The organism is Sporosarcina aquimarina, assembly GCF_019748715.1.
Classification (GTDB): domain Bacteria; phylum Bacillota; class Bacilli; order Bacillales_A; family Planococcaceae; genus Sporosarcina; species Sporosarcina newyorkensis.
Genome location: NZ_JACLBZ010000033.1, coordinates 117,772 through 134,179, shown reverse-complemented (window position 1 = coordinate 134,179; position 16,408 = coordinate 117,772). Strand labels below are relative to the sequence as shown.

The window sequence follows — 16,408 nt, the reverse complement described above, 5'->3', positions numbered from 1 at the left end:
CTTCATATTTTATTGCTTCAACCAAACATTGGCGCCGTTCGGATGCACAATTTGAATAGAGTTATCTGGTGACACATCAAACCCTTGTACTTTTTTATTAACCCCAGCAGTTGATTCTTGAACATCAATTTCAAGTCGAGGTACATCTTTTAAGATGATTTTCAATGCTTCTTGATACAACTTGGCACGCTCATCTTGATCTGCTGTATCAGAAAGTGCGCTGTTCAATAATTTATCTACTTCAGGATTTTCATAACCTTTACCATTACCCAATGCATTCAACTGATCCGTATGGAATAATTGGTATAAGAAGAAGTATGGATCTGGATACCATGACCAACCTCCAATTGACATTGGCGCATTTCCTTTGGACACTGTATCACTGTAAGTTCCCCATTCTACTACTTTAATCTCCACATCCACATTCAAGTTTTCTTTCATTTGGTTCTGGAAGATTGTCGCGTATGGGACACGTGCTTCTGCTACATAAATTTCTGTTTTAAATCCATCTGGATAACCTGCTTCAGCAAGTAAGTCTTTGGCTTTTTCTGGGTCATAAGTTGGCACGAGTTCTTCCAACTCTTTATCGTAGCCCCATGAGCCTGGGGGTAGAGGCAGATAAGAGCGTGTAGCTCCTCCCCATTGGTTTACCCCTTCTACTAACTCATCAACATTCGTAGCTTTATAGATGGCTTCCCGTACTTTCGGATCGGCAGTCGGACCTTTCTTGTTATTTAAGTCTAAGTACGTAATTGATAAAGCTTGTTGTGTAAGCAACTCAAGATTCTCATCTTGTTCAACTAATGCACGATTTTGTCCTTTAACATCCATCGCGATATCAATATCGCCGGAACGCAAAGCATTTGTCATCATATTCGTGTCCGCAATTACTTTCATCTTCACAGAATCCACGTGAGGCTTCTCACCCCAATATTTATCAAAACGCTCTAGTGTAAGCTGTTGATCTTTCTGCCAATCTGTAATTTTGAATGGGCCGGTTCCGACTAGGTTTGCACCAAAGTTATCGCCCCATCCTTCTACTTCCTCTTTCGGAACAATGACATTCCCTGCATCTGTCAATACTGCCAATAAAGCAGCGTTGGCTTTTTCTAAATGTACTTCTACTTCATTTTCACCTGTTACTTCTACTTTTGTCACTCCGCGCAAACGATTCATAACCGACTCATTTGCGGATCTTTCTAAACTATATTTGACGTCCTCTGCTGTCATTTGACGTCCATCTTGATATTCACCAGGTTGAAAATAGACATCATCACGCAACTGGAACGTATACACTAACAAGTCGTCTGAGATTTCCCAGCTTGTTGCAAGTGAAGGTTTAATTTCTGATAAATCTTTACTGTAAACTACAAGAGTATCAGCCACAGATCTCATAACTTGAGATTCATACACACCCGTATATTTTACAGGATCTAAGGTTTGTGGATTAGCGGATAAACCAATCTGTAACACCCCACCATCTTGCGGTTCTCCACTATTTGAATCTCCACTGTTCGATGACTCTCCGTCTATCGAAGAATTCTTTCCCGAACAAGCACCCAGTACTAACAATAAAGCCATGCTGAGTAAAAATAATCCTAGTACTCTTCTCCTCATCTCTCTCCCACTTCCCTCTGTTTCATATTGTGAACCAATGATTCACCGATTAAGATAGTTAATAATCTATCACAGAGATCTTTTCGTGTAAAGAGGTAATTTCAAATATTCTGATCCTTCATAAACTTAACAACACAATTATGGGAACAGAAAATTTACTATTTACTTTCAATTCTAACAATGCTAGAATTACGAATATTCACATTGTGAACCAGTGGTTCAAATTTAAGAAACAGAGGTGAAGGCGCATGGGGAAATATATAATCAAACGATTATTCGACTTACTTCCTACAGTTTTTGTAGTAGCAGTAATTGTATTCATCATTACACGACTGATCCCCGGTAATCCCGCTGCTGTAATGTTAGGACCAACAGCAAGCGTAGAAGATATTGAAAAATTAACTACACAACTAGGACTGGATCAACCGCTTTATAAACAGTTCCTTGATTACCTTTTGGGTTTATTACAAGGTGACTTTGGAACTTCCTTAAGTTATAACCAACCTGTTGCCCAATTAATAATGGAACGTTTTCCGAATACCGTGATTCTAGCTTTAGCTGCATTGGTCATTGCGTTACTCATCGGGATTCCTGCTGGCATGATCTCAGCTGCACGTCAAAACTCCGCGCTAGACTATGGCGTCATGCTTGTCTCATTACTTGGGGTTTCGATGCCAATATTTTGGCTAGGAGTTATGCTGGTTCTATTCTTCAGTGTGAACTTGGGGTGGTTCCCCGCAACAGGAATGGGAACACTCGACGATGGTTTACTTTCATATATAAAGCACCTCATACTCCCGAGTATTACTCTTGCTACGATTCCTATGGCAACCTTCGCCAGAATCACCCGATCGAGCATGTTGGAAGTTATTTCACAAGAGTACATTAAGACTGCACGTGCAAAAGGCGTTGCCGAGTTTTGGGTTATTTCAAAACACGTATTAAAAAATGCCTTAACACCTATTTTGACCGTCCTAGGTATGCAAATCTCCATGCTATTAGGTGGTGCTGTTCTAACAGAAACAATTTTCAGCTGGCCGGGCATGGGCCGACTTATCGTCGATGCAATCGACAAACGTGATTTCGTCGTAGTTCAGGGGACCGTTCTATTCATTGCTATTATTTTCGTATTAGTGAACTTACTCGTCGATATCCTATATAAAGTTGTAAATCCAAGAGTCAATTATGAATCTAGCAAAGGAGGAGGACAGTAATGATGAATGTCCAACCGAATACTCCTGAAACTATTGCTATAGAAGAAGGAAATTTACCTGTTAACGAAAAAGTATTCTTAAAAAAGTTATTGAAAAACAAATTAGCTGCGATTGGCTTGGCTGTTACCATACTAATGATTCTTGTAGCTATCTTTGCACCTTTCATTGCTACGCATCCACCGAACGAAATGAATGTTGGGAACTCTTTGAAACCGATAGGAGCTGACGGACATTTTTTAGGGACAGACAATTACGGACGTGATTTATTTAGTCGTCTAGTATATGGAGCTAGAATTTCATTAATCGTTGGAGTATCAGCTGTTTTATTTGGTGCTATTTTAGGTACATTTCTAGGTTTGATTTCCGGTTATTTTGGCGGAAAACTCGATTCCATCATTATGCGTACAATGGATGGACTGTTCGCATTCCCATTCATTCTTCTAGCAATTACACTAATGACTGTACTCGGTCAAGGACTTGTGAATGTAATTATCGCGATTGGTATTGCAAATATCCCCGGCTTTGCAAGAATCGTTCGGGGACAAGTACTTAGTGTGAAAGAAGAAGAATATATCGAAGTCACACATTCTCTTGGAGCTACCCATTCACGAATTTTATTTCAGCATGTGCTGCCAAACTGTTTAGCACCGCTTATCGTTTATGGAACTATGAGTGTGGCAGGCGCCATCATTTCAGAGGCTGCGCTAAGTTTCCTGGGTCTCGGCGTTCAACCCCCTACTGCTTCATGGGGAAGTATCTTGAAAGACGGCAAAGACTTCTTAGTATTAAACCCGCAAATGGCTACATTCTCAGGACTCGCCATTCTGATTACAGTTTTAGGTATTAACTTATTTGGTGACGGCTTAAGGGATGCTCTTGATCCAAAGATGCGAGTGTAACTGATAGGAGGAATTAAAATGTCGGAAAATTTGCTATCCATAGAAGACTTAGATGTGGAATTCCGCTCTTCCTCTTCTACTGTCAAAGCCGTTAACGGTGTGAATCTGACATTGAAGAAAAAAGAGACGTTAGGAATTGTAGGGGAATCAGGTTCAGGCAAAAGTGTAACAGCTACTGCTTTGATGCAACTCATTCCCTCACCTCCAGGCAAGATCAGCAATGGTAAAATTCTATTTAACGGTATCGATTTATTAACATTGTCCAAAAAAGAAATGAGATCTATTCGTGGAAATGAAATCGCTATGATTTTCCAAGATCCGATGACTAGCTTGAATCCTGTTTTCACAGTAGGAAATCAAATTATTGAAGCTATTCGACAGCATAAAAAAATATCTAAGAAAGAAGCCCGACTGGAAGCCATTGCGATGTTGAAAACGGTTGGCATACCTGAACCAGAGAAACGCATTGATATGTATCCGCATGAATTTTCTGGCGGCATGCGTCAGCGGGCTATGATAGCAATTGCTTTATCCTGTAATCCCAAGTTATTGATTGCTGATGAACCAACAACGGCACTTGATGTGACGGTACAAGCGCAAATATTAGAGCTAATGAAAGATCTGCAACAGACAAACGATACAGCCATCATCATGATCACACATGATCTAGGTGTTGTCTGGGAAATGTGTGACAACATCATTGTAATGTACGCCGGAACTACGGTGGAATCTGGATCAGTAGAAACTATTTTCAAGAATCCATTACACCCTTATACGTGGGGACTGCTTGAATCACAAATCACAACAGACGTTCAGCACAATGAAAAATTACCGGCGATTCCAGGGAGTCCGCCAGATTTGCGGAAACCCGTACTTGGCTGTCCGTTTGTAGATCGTTGCCCTTACAGTGAGGAAGTTTGTCACACGAAAAAACCTGAATATATCGAAGTAGAGCCAGGACACTTTGCTGCCTGCCATTTTCAACATGAAACAAGTCGATTGGAGAAGAAGGAGGGAATGTTCGTTGACTGAGACAATTATTAAAGCGACAAATTTAAAGAAACACTTCCCTATTTTGGATCCAATGCCTTTTAAAAAATCTACACAAAGCGTCAAAGCTGTAGATGGGGTAAGTTTCGATGTATTCAAAGGAGAAACTCTCGGAATCGTAGGTGAATCAGGCTGCGGAAAGTCGACACTAGCACGATTGATTAATCAGCTCATCAGTCCGACTTCGGGATCTGTCGAGTTTAAAGGAAAAGACTTGGCTTCTCTTGGCATTAAAGAAATTCGCAGCGCCCGGAAATCCATTCAGATGGTATTCCAAAATCCCGACGCTTCATTAGATCCACGTAAAACTATTGAATCATTAATTGCTGAACCGTTAGTTATTCATAAGATTGGTACGAAAGAAAGTCGCAGAAAACGTGTGCATGAACTATTGGAAATTGTAGGTTTAAGTAGTTATCATGCCAGCAGATATCCGCATGAATTTTCGGGTGGTCAAAAGCAACGGATCAACATTGCTAGAGCGTTGACCTTAAATCCTGATGTCATTATCTGTGATGAGCCTGTTTCAGCACTTGACGTATCCGTTCAGGCACAGGTTATTAACTTGCTGAAAAGCCTTCAAAAAGAATTCAATTTAACCTATATATTTATCTCGCACGATTTGAATGTTGTTCGTTACATGTGTGACAGAATTGCGGTTATGTATCTAGGTAAAGTCGTAGAAACTGGTACATTCCAAGAAATTTATGAGGATCCTAAACATCCTTATACAAAGGCGCTTCTTTCTGCTATTCCAAAAGAGAATCCCTTTGAGCAACGAGAAAGGATTATTTTAAAAGGGGATGTTCCAAGTCCTGTAAATCCACCTACAGGCTGCCATTTTCACAAACGCTGCCCTTTTGTAATGGATATCTGTAAAAATACACGGCCTGAACTACAAGAATTAAATGAAGGCAACAAAGTTTCTTGTCACCTATATTAAAAATGGAGGAATAATAAATGTCATTAAAACACGTAGTAGAACTATTAGAGGTTATGGATGATCATTCTGTTTCAGGCGAAGAGGTGAAAAGCTATTTACAAAAAATTTCGCCGTCTGCCACTGTTTCTGTTCAAACTGTATTTGGAGAAAAAGGATCTACTGACTTCATTAAGGTGACCATTCCCGGTGTAAACGGTAAAACAAACGGTGGTTCAGCGAAAACACTAGGTATTATCGGACGCTTAGGTGGTATTGGCGCTCGTCCTGAAATGACTGGCTTTGTATCAGATGGAGATGGGGCGCTTGCCAGTATGTCGACAGCAGCAAAATTATTAGATATGAGTAATAAAGGGGATCGTTTACAAGGAGATGTTATTTTAACGACTCATATTTGTCCCGTAGCTCCAACTTCTCCACATGACCCGGTTCCATTTATGGGATCGCCAGTAGACATTTTAGAGATGAACCAGCATGAAGTAACAAAAGAAATGGATGCAATTCTTTCAATCGACACAACAAAAGGAAATATGATTACGAATCATAAAGGATTTGCAATCACTCCCACTGTGAAAGAAGGCTATATCTTAAAAGTCAGTAATGACCTTTTACATTTATATACTCAATCTGCTGGTATTTTACCCGTCACACTACCAATTACAACACAAGATATTACACCATACGGCAACGGCGTATACCATGTAAACAGCATCTTACAACCAGCAGTTGCTACCACAAGTCCAGTAGTAGGGGTTGCACTAACAACTCAAACCGCTGTGGCAGGCTGTTCAACAGGAGCAACACACCCAACAGATGTAGAACAAGCTGTCCGCTATGCCATTGAAGTTGCAAAGTATTATGGCGAAGGAAAATGTTCATTTTTTGACGAGAAAGAATTTGAGCATCTTGAAGCCCTTTACGGAAAAATGACCCATTTGCAAACTAAAGGAAACGAGGTAAATGCTTAATGACTAATTTGGAAGCCTTAAAACAATTCGTAATTGATGAAGTGGAAAAGAATAAAAATGAGCTGCTGCAACTATGCAGTTCATTAATTCAAATCCCCAGTGAAAATCCCCCTGGAGATTCCACAGAAATAAGTCAATTCATTGCAGATTACTTGAAAGAATCCAATGTTGAGTTAGACTGGCATGAGTCTGCTGACAAGATGTATAACCTATTAGCTTCTCAAGGTGCCGGCGACGGCAAGGAACTGGTCTATTGCGGACATACTGATGTAGTCCCGGCTGGTGATCTTTCGAAATGGGATTTCAATCCATTCTCTGGGGAGATCAGGGATGGATGGATGTTGGGTCGTGGCGCCAGTGATATGAAAGCAGGATTAGCAGGATTGATTTTCGTTTTTGGTTTGTTCAAACGATTGAATATCGAGCTGCCGGGAAAATTAACACTCGCTATTGTTCCTGACGAAGAAACAGGAGGAGAATATGGTGTACCTTGGTTACTTGAAAGAAAGTTAGTCACTGGAGATGGCGCTCTTATCGCGGAACCCTCCTCCCCTTTAAATCCTACTATCGGTCAAAAGGGATCTTACTGGTTCGAACTTGAAGTTTTCGGTGAACCCGGACATGGCAGTCTTTCTCCACTCGCAGGTAACAATGCAATAACAGATGCAATCAAGGCTATTGAAAAAATACAGGGATTATGGGAGTTAGATATACATATTCCGAAAGAAATACAGCCCTTAATTGAAGTTTCAAAACGCTATATGGAAGAGGTAGAAAAAGATAGAATTAAGTATCAACCAGTTCTAGAAAAAATTACAGTAAACGTAGGCACAATCAACGGTGGTACGAAATCCAATGTCATACCTGAAAGCTGTAAAGTACAAGTTGACTGCCGATTACCATTCGGCGTGACACATGCGCAAGTATCTGACTACTTAAAGCAAGAATTAGATAGTTTAAATATTCGCTACTCTATTAGACTATTCGGTTTTAAGAGCGAAGCCAATTATACACCTGCAGAAAATCCGGTATGTCGTGCAATTGTGGACAATATTAGCGCTATAACAGGAAAAGAGGCTTACGGTGTTATGCAGTGGGCAAGCAGTGATGCGAGACATTTCCGTGATCATAACATTCCTGTCTTGCAATATGGACCTGCTTATTTGCCTAGCATTCATGGATATAATGAAAAAGTACAAGTAGAAGATATTGTACGCTGTGCAAAGGTATATGCAGCCGCCGCCATTGATTTCCTTCATAACAATTAGTATTATTTACTTATATGGAAAATAGTTAATAATATATCAAAAGGAGTCAACTATGCTTAAAACAGTCAACTCGGCGTTAGCCATTCTGAAGATGTTTACGCGTGAAAAGACCGTCTGGGGCGGTAGAGAATTGGCGGCTGAAATGGGACTTAACCATACCAATGTCTATCGAATATTAGAGACTCTAGAGAGAAATGGATTCGTGTCTAAAGACCCAATCACCAAACAGTATAAACTTGGTTCCGCTGTTTGGGAATTGGGCACCATTTTCTATGAAAATTTGAATGTCCAAGAGATGATCAATCCACATTTACAAAAGTTATGTGATCAGACAGGCGAATCTGTATTTTTTACGGTCTTAGATGGAAATGAAACGTTAATGTTGACAGTCATCGAACCTGAAAATAAAGTGAAATTCCCTGTCACTGCTGGAAGTCGGGCTCCCCTATATGTTGGTGCCTCGTATCGCTCCATTCTTGCACATCTTCCAGAAAATAAAATTGAAGATATACTTCAAGGTGAATTGATCAAGTACACAGAAAATACCATGACCAATCCAGATGATTTACGAAGAGATCTTCAACAGATACGAAACAATGGATATGCAATTAGCCATAACGAGTACACCCCTGACGTTGTCGCAATGGCTGTTCCCTTGATCATTGATGGTGATATTCTTGGTTCTCTTACCGTAGCGGGTCCTTCCTATCGTATTAATAAAACACAGCAATCCGAATTTATACCTTTACTTCAACAAACAAGGGATACAGTGCAATGGAATATGAAAAAATATAATTTGACTCTCTAAAAGACAGAGTATCAGCACTCCCCTGCTGGTACTCTGTCTTTTTTACTGTGAATAGAACACCAACAAGTTGCCTCTACAAAATCATTTGCTTATACTAAATGTATGAATACTCTTACAGCAAACCAAATCAAAGAATTGAATAGTTATAGCATCTATGTAAACGAGCCTGAGCATCCGGTATTCACCTTGACTGATCTACAGGATCCTTCGAAGGCTTCGGATTTAATTCAAGTGATGAAGACGGTGAGCCAAAGTCCAAATGACGTCATTGCAGCTTCATTTTTCATGCGTAGGATCGGAATGTTTTTTGCTATGCAGTTGTACAACTTAGCTGCCTACGATGAGATGTGGAAAGGACCACCAGATAATTTACGCTTTGGTGCAGTGGTAGAGTTCGGCAATCGAACCATCAGTATATTCATAGATGCATCCGATTGGCAGACGGTAGAGGAAGAAGATCGACAAACGAGAATTAGAAGCATTTTGGAAATGGCGCATGCAATTATCCTATCTCTTCGGACAGCTGTCCCAATTTCACCATTGACGTCATGGGAAAATATTTTCGGATTTTGGTTATGGCAATACCATGTCCTGCTTTCAGATCCTTCCACACAAATCGAAGCACGAGAAGATGTAGAGACACTAAAAGATGACTCACTATGGACAGGTATTTCCACTCATTCCAGATTCGCCAGCTATTTGAACGGCTACGAACCGTCCGTTTTATTGAACACAACCGTGCGCAAGACTTGCTGTTTTTCAAAAGATGTCCCCGGTTTGATGCAATGCGGATTCTGCCCACTAAAATAAGTCGAACAAAAACAGGCTCTCGCACCTATGCGGCAGCCTGTTTTTCAATTCTGTCGATATGCACGAAAGGACTGCTTCACAGAATAAATGGTACCCATCGCAGCTCCACTATAGAAAAATCCCATGAAAATCCTAGCTGATAAATTACCCGGATGACTGATAAACACGGACAAGCCCAATGCTAATGTGGTAGCCAAAGTCGACAACCAGCTGGGAGGCAAACGAAATATCCACGTAGCCAAGAGGACGACTACCAAAACGACAGGTACTGCCCAAACCGCGTCCCATATATTCGTATGAATTACAGGGAACTCTGTTAACATGGCATTCATCCTTTCTTTTTAATTAGAATGTGCGAAAAGACTCCGTTTATCCATTTTTTTCGTCACACAATTTGCCACTCAAACCCAATAAAAAAACCTCCCAGCCATAAGACCAGGAGGCTCCGCAACTACACTTCCTTAGTAGCCGCTCGGCGAATTTCTTTTCGCCGTTCATAAATATTTTGTACAATCACTTTTCCGACTGCATAAGCAGGAACCGCTACCAAGATTCCAAGGAAACCAGCGAGACTTCCCGCCACCAATAAAACCGTAATAACGGTGAGCGGATGAATATCAAGCGATTTCCCCATAACATTCGGCGTGATGAGATTACTATCTGTCTGTTGAGCGATTAATGTCACTAATGCCACCCAAATGACAAGTTTCGGCTCCTGTAAATAAGCGATCAATAAAGCGGGTGCGACAGCAATCCACGGACCGATGAACGGGATTAAGTTCATGAAAAGAGCGAGGATGGCTAATAGCAACGCATATTCCAACCCAATAATCATATAACCAATTAATATGATCGTTGCGAGAATCGCACTGATTAACAATTGTCCCTGTATGTAAGAACGCAGTACATTGTCAATATCCCCCAGTGTCTTTTTCACCCATTCGCGACGCTGGCCGGAAAACAGATTATAGACCCGCGGCGCAAACTTTTCGTGATCTTTCAGCATGAAGAAAAAGAAGAACGGAACAAGCAGCAGTAAGGCGACTGCCTGCACGAAAGACTGGATGAATAGAACAAACCACTTACCAAATTTCACTGCAAAAGACTGGATTGAGTTCACTGCTGAATTTAGCGTGTCCTGTAGCTCATCCGGTAACGGAAAGTTATCCTTTTGATTGATCACTTCATTCTTCAATTGATCTAACTGCCGAGTAAGGGCGGGTCCATTGTCCACTAGATTGTTTACCTGTTTGGTCACAATCGGTCCGATGAGCGCAACTAAAATCCAAATAGCAGCCACGAGAACAAGGATCACCGATATAATACTGCCCCATCTAGGCAATCCGCGTTTTTCAAGCAAACGTTGAATCGGTTCGGTCATGTAATACAGCAGGCCACCAAAAATTAGCGGCAGCATGATGGTCTGCAAGATGATACCAACTGGCCTAAAAATATAATTCACTTCTAAAAAATATTTGGTGATCAGAAGTACTAGTAGAATGCCAACACCTAACTGAAACCATACTTTTTTCGTCAAATCCTCACCTCTTTTTAATTCAATTATACAGTTATTTTTAGTATACGTGGTTGAGTTGCTCCTGTCGAAATTTATCTCGTAATTAGTTAGGCAGAGGCTAGTAAATCTTTCGTTAAATACCAACTTAAATTATTTTAAAATATGAAAGAATCAAAATCCCTCTTGTTCCTTCAGCCTATCATCGGTAAAATAGGTTTGTCTTGGAAAGAATGTCACTTTACCAAGGTATACAACTTAGAAAAGAAGGGATCTTATGTTACAACAGACTTGGAATCGTCTTTGGTCATTACATGATCAAGTCAAAGACGTATTCCGCTTTTTTACGGCACCAGATTCTTCAGAGATGGTAAAAGGCGGTGGCGGTGGAAAACCCATCGGCGTCAAAAATGAGGGCGGCGGCAGAGATTCGCGCAGCTATTCCGCTACACAACTGTTCGGCCTCATCCTTGGCCCATTATTATTTTGTTTGATCTTGCTCTTCTTTAAACCTGCCGATTTATCAAGTGCAGGCGTCGCCATCCTAGCTAGCACAGTTTGGATTGCAGTTTGGTGGATTACTGAAGCAATACCGATTCCGGTGGCTTCCCTGTTGCCGCTCGTACTGTTTCCTCTGACAGGCGGGCTCGAAATGAAAGAGGCTGCTTCGTCTTACGGTGATGAAACCATCTTCTTATTCATGGGCGGTTTTATGATCGCACTTGCACTTGAAAAATGGAATTTGCATCGGCGGATTGCCCTAACTATAATTTCTGCCATCGGAACGAATATGGACCGAATTGTTTTAGGTTTCATGGTAGCCACTGGTTTTCTCTCCATGTGGATATCCAATACGGCTACCGCTATGATGATGGTTCCGATTGGACTTGCCATCATCACACAAGTCACGGTTGCGTTAAAAGATAATCCGTCTATCGACACGTCCAAAGAAAACTTTGGATTCGGTAAAGCACTGATGCTTGGGATTGCATACTCCGCTTCATTGGGCGGTATTGCAACACTAATCGGGACACCGCCGAACACGTTATTAGCCGGAGCTATAAATAAAATTTACGGAATTGAGCTATCATTTGGAAAGTGGATGCTATTTGGCGTGCCATTTGCATGGGTCTTCATTTTTCTGACATGGTGGTACTTAGTAAAGATTGTCTACAAATCTCCTGTGAAGACATTGCCAGGCGGTCGTGAAGTAATTGACCAGGAAAAGAAAAGGTTAGGTCGTCCTTCTATTGAAGAGATTCTAGTATTTATTGTCTTCGTCCTAGCAGCATTTTCGTGGATTACTCGCTCTTTCCTATTATCTAAATTTATAGATGGGCTAAGTGATGGCCTGATTGCAATAGTCTTTGCGATGATTCTGTTTATCATTCCTTCTTTCAATAAAAAAGGAGATCATCTTTTGGATTGGAATACAGCTGTCAAACTTCCGTGGGGCATTTTGCTTTTATTCGGAGGCGGGCTGGCAATTGCAGCCGGCTTCGTAAGCAGCGGTCTGTCCGAATGGATCGGAACCCAGTTGATTGGGCTGAAGGGAGTCCCATTGATCGTCATCATTCTCATTGTCACGGGGCTTGTCATCTTCTTGACAGAAATCACATCGAACACTGCCACCGCTTCAATGATGTACCCAATCATGGCTTCATTGGCATTGGCATTAGGCTTCCACCCATACGCTCTAATGATCGCAGCGGGTGTAGCAGCATCTTGTGCTTTCATGCTGCCTGTTGCCACCCCGCCAAATGCTGTCGTCTTTGGTTCTGGCTATTTACGGATACCCGATATGGCCAAAGCAGGTTTTGTGCTCAATTTACTAGGCATTGTACTTGTGACACTCTGTATTTACTTCCTACTTCCACTATTATGGGGAATCGACTTGAATACGATACCCGAAGTTTTTAAAGGTTAACATTTAAAAAACAGGTACTGGAGACTTCTCCGGAACCTGTTTTTCTACATTTTTCAATGCGCCACGCCTAACTTCCGTTGACGCAGCCGAATTAACAATACATACACAATAGGCACACTCGCTGAGAACAAAGCAAGCCCTGTCCAACCAGCCACCTCCCAAAGCGGACTAGTTAGCGTACTTCCTGCCGCCATGCCAACATAATAGGAAACCAGATAAAGACTGGACGCGCTCCCTTTATGATGTGTCGCCTCTTTACTAACAGAAGCTGCAGTCAAAGAATGGGCAGAGAAAAACCCGAGACAAATGACGCAATACCCAATCACAATCAAAGGAAGTTTCATCGGGATGGTAAGCAGACAACCTGCCATGAGCAATACAATTGCGATCAGCCGCACCTTTCTTAACCCATACTTCACTGCCAGTACCCCAGCTAAAGGTGCACCAATAATTCCGAAAGCATAAGCAAAATAAATATAAGAGATTTCATCCAGCGTTAATAAAAACGGTGAAGCCGTCAAATGGAAGGGAAGAAACGTCCACATCCCTGTAAAACATAGCTGCAAGACGATACCAAGCCCAAAGACGATCAGTAGCGTGGGATTTTTCAAATGAAAACCAAATCCCTCCATATCCTTTCGTATTGTCTCAGTACTCGGCTGAAAATTAGTTGACTTCGGCAGTACAAATAGCAACATGAAAAAGACCACCACACCAATTATCCCTAATAATTGCAAGGACAATTCCCATGACCAGCGCTCTGCTATATATCCTGTCACGAAGCGGCCGAACATCCCGCCAGTGCTGTTGAATGATATGTAGAGAGCGGTCGCCATGCTGACTACACGCCCATGAATCTCTTCATTGATATAGGCTAGCGCGGCTGCCAATACGCCAGCCATTACAAAACCCTGAAGGAAACGCAACGCCAAAATTACTGCAAACGAATGAGTTAAAAACATTGGAATAAATAAAAGAGCTGTCAGCAAGATCGACGTCTTAACAAAAACTGATCTCCCTAGCCGATCCGAATAGAATCCTAGAATTATAAGTCCGATTATCAAGCCGATTGTATTGATGGACATGGTTAAACTTGCCGTAGCTACGGATACGCCGAATTGTTTAGTTAAAATAGGAAGAAGCGGCTGCATGGCATACATGGCCGCGAAAATAAACACCGAAGCTATACCAAGCCCGATAATAATTCGCCAAAAACGAGCTTCTCGAATCGTAGATTTAGTAGGTAAACTCATGATGCCACTTCCCGTCATTAAATTTCGAATAATAAAATTATAGCATTATAAAGAGCATTTAACATGTGCTTCTGAAAATTAGGCTGAATATCAAAATGTGTTTTAGTGGAAATACGTATAATTTTCTCAAAGAATGCCACCTTACCTATTGGAGGTGGAAGACGAATGAATAAAATGGCGATGACAGCTTTAGGACTTGGCGCTCTTTTTCTAATGCGGAACAAGCAGTCACGAGAAAAACTCACGGAGCAATTCAACAACTTTGCAGGAATGAAAGATTCTCAGTAATGCCAGACATTTGTTGGACACACCAAAACCGGAAACCTCTAGAGGTCTCCGGTTTTTTTTCGGGCTAATATTTTATAGAGTTTCTTGGGTATTAAAGTGTCCCCTTTTATACTTGCTATACGACTATTCAGTATTTTTACAACTAGCCGATAATAAAGATACAGAATATTACCAGGGGAGGCAATGACATGCTAGGTCAGTGGAATGCATTAGGTTTGAATATCTTGCACAATATGAATATCCATAACCAACAAGCAATGCGATCGATGGAGCGTTTATCGTCTGGAATGCGAATCAACCGAGCAGCGGATGATCCAGCAGGATTGGCGATTTCCGAGAGAATGCGTGGTCAGATCCGCGGTCTTCAAATGGCGCAGCGAAATATTCAAGATTCCATTTCGATGTTCCAGACTGCCGAAGGTTCATTGAACGAAACGCATGATATACTGCAAAGAATGCGGGAATTGAGTGTCCAAGCAGCTAGTGACACATTGACGGATAATGATCGAAAACAATTGTCCTTGGAATTCGAAGAGTTGAAAAAAGAGGTCCAGCGCATTTCAAAAGACACCGAATTTAACACAATGCCTTTGCTTGACGGTTCCAGAGATTCATTTAAGACACAAGTAGGACCGAATGCAGGCCAGTCCATTGATTTCTCAATTGGAGACATGGGGGCTACGAGTTTAGGTATTGATGGCGCTTCGATTGAAACACGTGAGGATGCAGATAAAGCACTGGGCTTATTGGACGGAGCCATTTCTAAAGTATCCTCTGAGCGTTCGCGTATGGGAGCTTATATAAATCGTTTGGAACACGCCTACAGCAATGCCCAGACTATGGAAGAAAACTTAACTGCCGCCGAGTCACGAATTCGGGACGCGGATATCGCAAAAGAAATGATGGCTTTAACAAAAGCAAATATTTTATTGCAGGCAGGACAATACGTACTATCACTTCATATGCAGCAAGCACAATCGGTATTGCAGCTTCTACGACAATAAGTAGATGTTTTCTCTTTTTCAAAACGGGTATTTATATACCAACTACAGAAACGGAGGAGATTTCATGGAGAACAAAGATCATGGCATAGAAGATAAATTAAAAGGTGCCGGAAATAAAATTAAAGGCAGCATGAAAGACGTTGCCGGCGATGTTATGAATGACACGAAAATGAAGGTAGAAGGTAAAGTAGACAAAGCAAAAGGTGAAGCCCAACAGAAAATCGGTGAAGCAAAAGAACACTTCAGTGATTCAGAAGCGCGCCGTGATCGTTTATAAAACTCAAATTAGTAGGAGCCTGCTGTCTAACAGCAGGTTTTTTTACGTTTAAAAAAGAAAGGATCCCCACGGCAATGGAAGATCCTACTTTTCTATAACTGATCAGTATTGATTCGGGGACTATTGGGGATTGGATTAACCAGCTCTTGATCGGGTTCACCTTCCAAACTCTCACCACTAATTGTTTGTTGGGACGAACTGTCATGTGGATCAATGGAATCCGCTCTTTCTTTATCAGTCAATTTATCCACAAATAATGCAATTCCACCTTCCTTCAGATCACTGTAAAAGGTCTTGGCTTCTTGCTTCGAGAATCCCATTTTAATAAAAATGGTCAACATTTCATCCTTGCTATTGAACAATTTCCGCGTATGATCCCAAAGCGAACCTTCCTCAATTCCAACCAATTCTATTTCAGAATCATCTTCCAATATTTTCAGATCGTCCCGGACGTTGGATACGGCACACATCTGACGCTTCTTGTACCCTTGCGCCTCAAGTTCTGTTATTTTGTAAAGAACATTATCTACCGAATGGAATGTACCTGCATATTGTTTACTCGCCATTCTCGC

Annotated in this window: 17 protein-coding genes; 12 read left to right on the top strand and 5 right to left on the bottom strand. The window is 41.3% G+C overall.

Annotated features, from left to right (window positions below):
• Positions 1-9: 9 nt before the first annotated feature.
• Positions 10-1,617: an ABC transporter substrate-binding protein gene (locus tag H7J92_RS15135; RefSeq protein WP_221837719.1), complete on the bottom strand. Its 1,608-nt coding sequence runs from the start codon at positions 1,615-1,617 to the stop codon at positions 10-12.
• A 248-nt stretch (positions 1,618-1,865) separates the two neighbouring features.
• On the opposite strand from H7J92_RS15135, the gene H7J92_RS15130 reads away from it, so the two are divergent.
• From H7J92_RS15130 to H7J92_RS15095, 8 genes are all read left to right on the top strand, one after another.
• Positions 1,866-2,831 carry an ABC transporter permease gene (locus tag H7J92_RS15130; RefSeq protein ID WP_078817608.1) on the top strand — a complete coding sequence of 322 codons (966 nt, stop codon included), beginning with the start codon at positions 1,866-1,868 and terminating at the stop codon, positions 2,829-2,831.
• A complete protein-coding gene (locus H7J92_RS15125) occupies positions 2,831-3,730 on the top strand; it encodes an ABC transporter permease (protein ID WP_009766540.1) in 900 nt (299 codons plus the stop codon). The genes H7J92_RS15130 and H7J92_RS15125 overlap by 1 nt, the downstream gene beginning before the upstream one ends.
• An 18-nt stretch (positions 3,731-3,748) precedes the next feature.
• Entirely contained in the window at positions 3,749-4,762 is a 1,014-nt protein-coding gene (locus H7J92_RS15120) for an ABC transporter ATP-binding protein (protein WP_078817609.1), read from the top strand.
• Positions 4,755-5,723 carry an ABC transporter ATP-binding protein gene (locus tag H7J92_RS15115; protein WP_009766542.1) on the top strand — a complete coding sequence of 323 codons (969 nt, stop codon included), beginning with the start codon at positions 4,755-4,757 and terminating at the stop codon, positions 5,721-5,723. Before H7J92_RS15120 ends, H7J92_RS15115 begins: the two co-directional genes overlap by 8 nt.
• Before the next feature lie 17 nt (positions 5,724-5,740).
• The gene (locus H7J92_RS15110; RefSeq protein WP_009766543.1) at positions 5,741-6,688 is read left to right on the top strand and encodes a DUF1177 domain-containing protein; all 948 of its coding nucleotides are present in this window, start codon (positions 5,741-5,743) and stop codon (positions 6,686-6,688) included.
• The gene (locus H7J92_RS15105; RefSeq protein ID WP_221837718.1) at positions 6,688-7,956 is read left to right on the top strand and encodes a M20 family metallopeptidase; all 1,269 of its coding nucleotides are present in this window, start codon (positions 6,688-6,690) and stop codon (positions 7,954-7,956) included. The genes H7J92_RS15110 and H7J92_RS15105 overlap by 1 nt, the downstream gene beginning before the upstream one ends.
• A gap of 52 nt (positions 7,957-8,008) precedes the next feature.
• Positions 8,009-8,764, top strand: a complete 756-nt coding sequence (locus H7J92_RS15100) for an IclR family transcriptional regulator (protein ID WP_040760343.1) — start codon at positions 8,009-8,011, stop codon at positions 8,762-8,764.
• Between the two features lie 102 nt (positions 8,765-8,866).
• Entirely contained in the window at positions 8,867-9,574 is a 708-nt protein-coding gene (locus H7J92_RS15095) for a hypothetical protein (RefSeq protein ID WP_078817612.1), read from the top strand.
• Between the two features lie 44 nt (positions 9,575-9,618).
• On the opposite strand, the gene H7J92_RS15090 is transcribed toward H7J92_RS15095, so the two are convergent.
• Positions 9,619-9,897 (bottom strand): hypothetical protein, encoded by a 279-nt coding sequence (locus tag H7J92_RS15090; RefSeq protein WP_246603044.1) that lies wholly within the window; start codon positions 9,895-9,897, stop codon positions 9,619-9,621.
• A gap of 128 nt (positions 9,898-10,025) precedes the next feature.
• Positions 10,026-11,111 (bottom strand): AI-2E family transporter, encoded by a 1,086-nt coding sequence (locus H7J92_RS15085; protein WP_078817614.1) that lies wholly within the window; start codon positions 11,109-11,111, stop codon positions 10,026-10,028.
• 253 nt (positions 11,112-11,364) lie between these two features.
• Here H7J92_RS15085 and H7J92_RS15080 point away from each other — a divergent pair, with 253 nt between their 5' ends.
• The gene (locus H7J92_RS15080) at positions 11,365-13,014 is read left to right on the top strand and encodes an SLC13 family permease (RefSeq protein ID WP_009766553.1); all 1,650 of its coding nucleotides are present in this window, start codon (positions 11,365-11,367) and stop codon (positions 13,012-13,014) included.
• Positions 13,015-13,067: 53 nt separating this feature from the next.
• Here the strand turns inward: H7J92_RS15080 and H7J92_RS15075 are convergent, their stop codons facing one another.
• A complete protein-coding gene (locus H7J92_RS15075; RefSeq protein WP_246603042.1) occupies positions 13,068-14,267 on the bottom strand; it encodes an MFS transporter in 1,200 nt (399 codons plus the stop codon).
• Positions 14,268-14,432: 165 nt separating this feature from the next.
• Between H7J92_RS15075 and H7J92_RS17875 the strand changes: the two genes are divergently transcribed.
• The 3 genes from H7J92_RS17875 to H7J92_RS15065 all read left to right on the top strand — a co-directional run bounded on the left by H7J92_RS17875 (position 14,433) and on the right by H7J92_RS15065 (position 15,836).
• Positions 14,433-14,555 carry a hypothetical protein gene (locus H7J92_RS17875; RefSeq protein ID WP_281422302.1) on the top strand — a complete coding sequence of 41 codons (123 nt, stop codon included), beginning with the start codon at positions 14,433-14,435 and terminating at the stop codon, positions 14,553-14,555.
• A gap of 188 nt (positions 14,556-14,743) precedes the next feature.
• On the top strand, positions 14,744-15,559 hold the full coding sequence (locus H7J92_RS15070) for a flagellin N-terminal helical domain-containing protein (protein WP_009766557.1): 816 nt from the start codon (positions 14,744-14,746) through the stop codon (positions 15,557-15,559).
• A gap of 64 nt (positions 15,560-15,623) precedes the next feature.
• Positions 15,624-15,836, top strand: coding sequence for a CsbD family protein (locus H7J92_RS15065; RefSeq protein ID WP_078817617.1), 213 nt, complete (start codon positions 15,624-15,626; stop codon positions 15,834-15,836).
• Between the two features lie 92 nt (positions 15,837-15,928).
• Here the strand turns inward: H7J92_RS15065 and H7J92_RS15060 are convergent, their stop codons facing one another.
• Positions 15,929-16,402: a YflT domain-containing protein gene (locus H7J92_RS15060; protein ID WP_078817618.1), complete on the bottom strand. Its 474-nt coding sequence runs from the start codon at positions 16,400-16,402 to the stop codon at positions 15,929-15,931.
• Between the last annotated feature and the right edge of the window lie 6 nt (positions 16,403-16,408).

What these genes read in the sequence shown, in the direction of transcription:
- H7J92_RS15080 (WP_009766553.1), top strand. Translation starts at nt 11,365, where the DNA reads ATGTTACAACAGACTTGGAATCGTCTTTGGTCATTACATGATCAAGTC.
- H7J92_RS15130 (WP_078817608.1), top strand. Translation starts at nt 1,866, where the DNA reads ATGGGGAAATATATAATCAAACGATTATTCGACTTACTTCCTACAGTT.
- H7J92_RS15120 (WP_078817609.1), top strand. Translation starts at nt 3,749, where the DNA reads ATGTCGGAAAATTTGCTATCCATAGAAGACTTAGATGTGGAATTCCGC.
- H7J92_RS15060 (WP_078817618.1), bottom strand. Translation starts at nt 16,402, where the DNA reads ATGGCGAGTAAACAATATGCAGGTACATTCCATTCGGTAGATAATGTT.
- H7J92_RS15090 (WP_246603044.1), bottom strand. Translation starts at nt 9,897, where the DNA reads ATGTTAACAGAGTTCCCTGTAATTCATACGAATATATGGGACGCGGTT.
- H7J92_RS15110 (WP_009766543.1), top strand. Translation starts at nt 5,741, where the DNA reads ATGTCATTAAAACACGTAGTAGAACTATTAGAGGTTATGGATGATCAT.
- H7J92_RS15065 (WP_078817617.1), top strand. Translation starts at nt 15,624, where the DNA reads ATGGAGAACAAAGATCATGGCATAGAAGATAAATTAAAAGGTGCCGGA.
- H7J92_RS15100 (WP_040760343.1), top strand. Translation starts at nt 8,009, where the DNA reads ATGCTTAAAACAGTCAACTCGGCGTTAGCCATTCTGAAGATGTTTACG.
- H7J92_RS15070 (WP_009766557.1), top strand. Translation starts at nt 14,744, where the DNA reads ATGCTAGGTCAGTGGAATGCATTAGGTTTGAATATCTTGCACAATATG.
- H7J92_RS17875 (WP_281422302.1), top strand. Translation starts at nt 14,433, where the DNA reads ATGAATAAAATGGCGATGACAGCTTTAGGACTTGGCGCTCTTTTTCTA.
- H7J92_RS15075 (WP_246603042.1), bottom strand. Translation starts at nt 14,267, where the DNA reads ATGAGTTTACCTACTAAATCTACGATTCGAGAAGCTCGTTTTTGGCGA.
- H7J92_RS15135 (WP_221837719.1), bottom strand. Translation starts at nt 1,617, where the DNA reads ATGAGGAGAAGAGTACTAGGATTATTTTTACTCAGCATGGCTTTATTG.
- H7J92_RS15105 (WP_221837718.1), top strand. Translation starts at nt 6,688, where the DNA reads ATGACTAATTTGGAAGCCTTAAAACAATTCGTAATTGATGAAGTGGAA.
- H7J92_RS15125 (WP_009766540.1), top strand. Translation starts at nt 2,831, where the DNA reads ATGATGAATGTCCAACCGAATACTCCTGAAACTATTGCTATAGAAGAA.
- H7J92_RS15095 (WP_078817612.1), top strand. Translation starts at nt 8,867, where the DNA reads ATGAATACTCTTACAGCAAACCAAATCAAAGAATTGAATAGTTATAGC.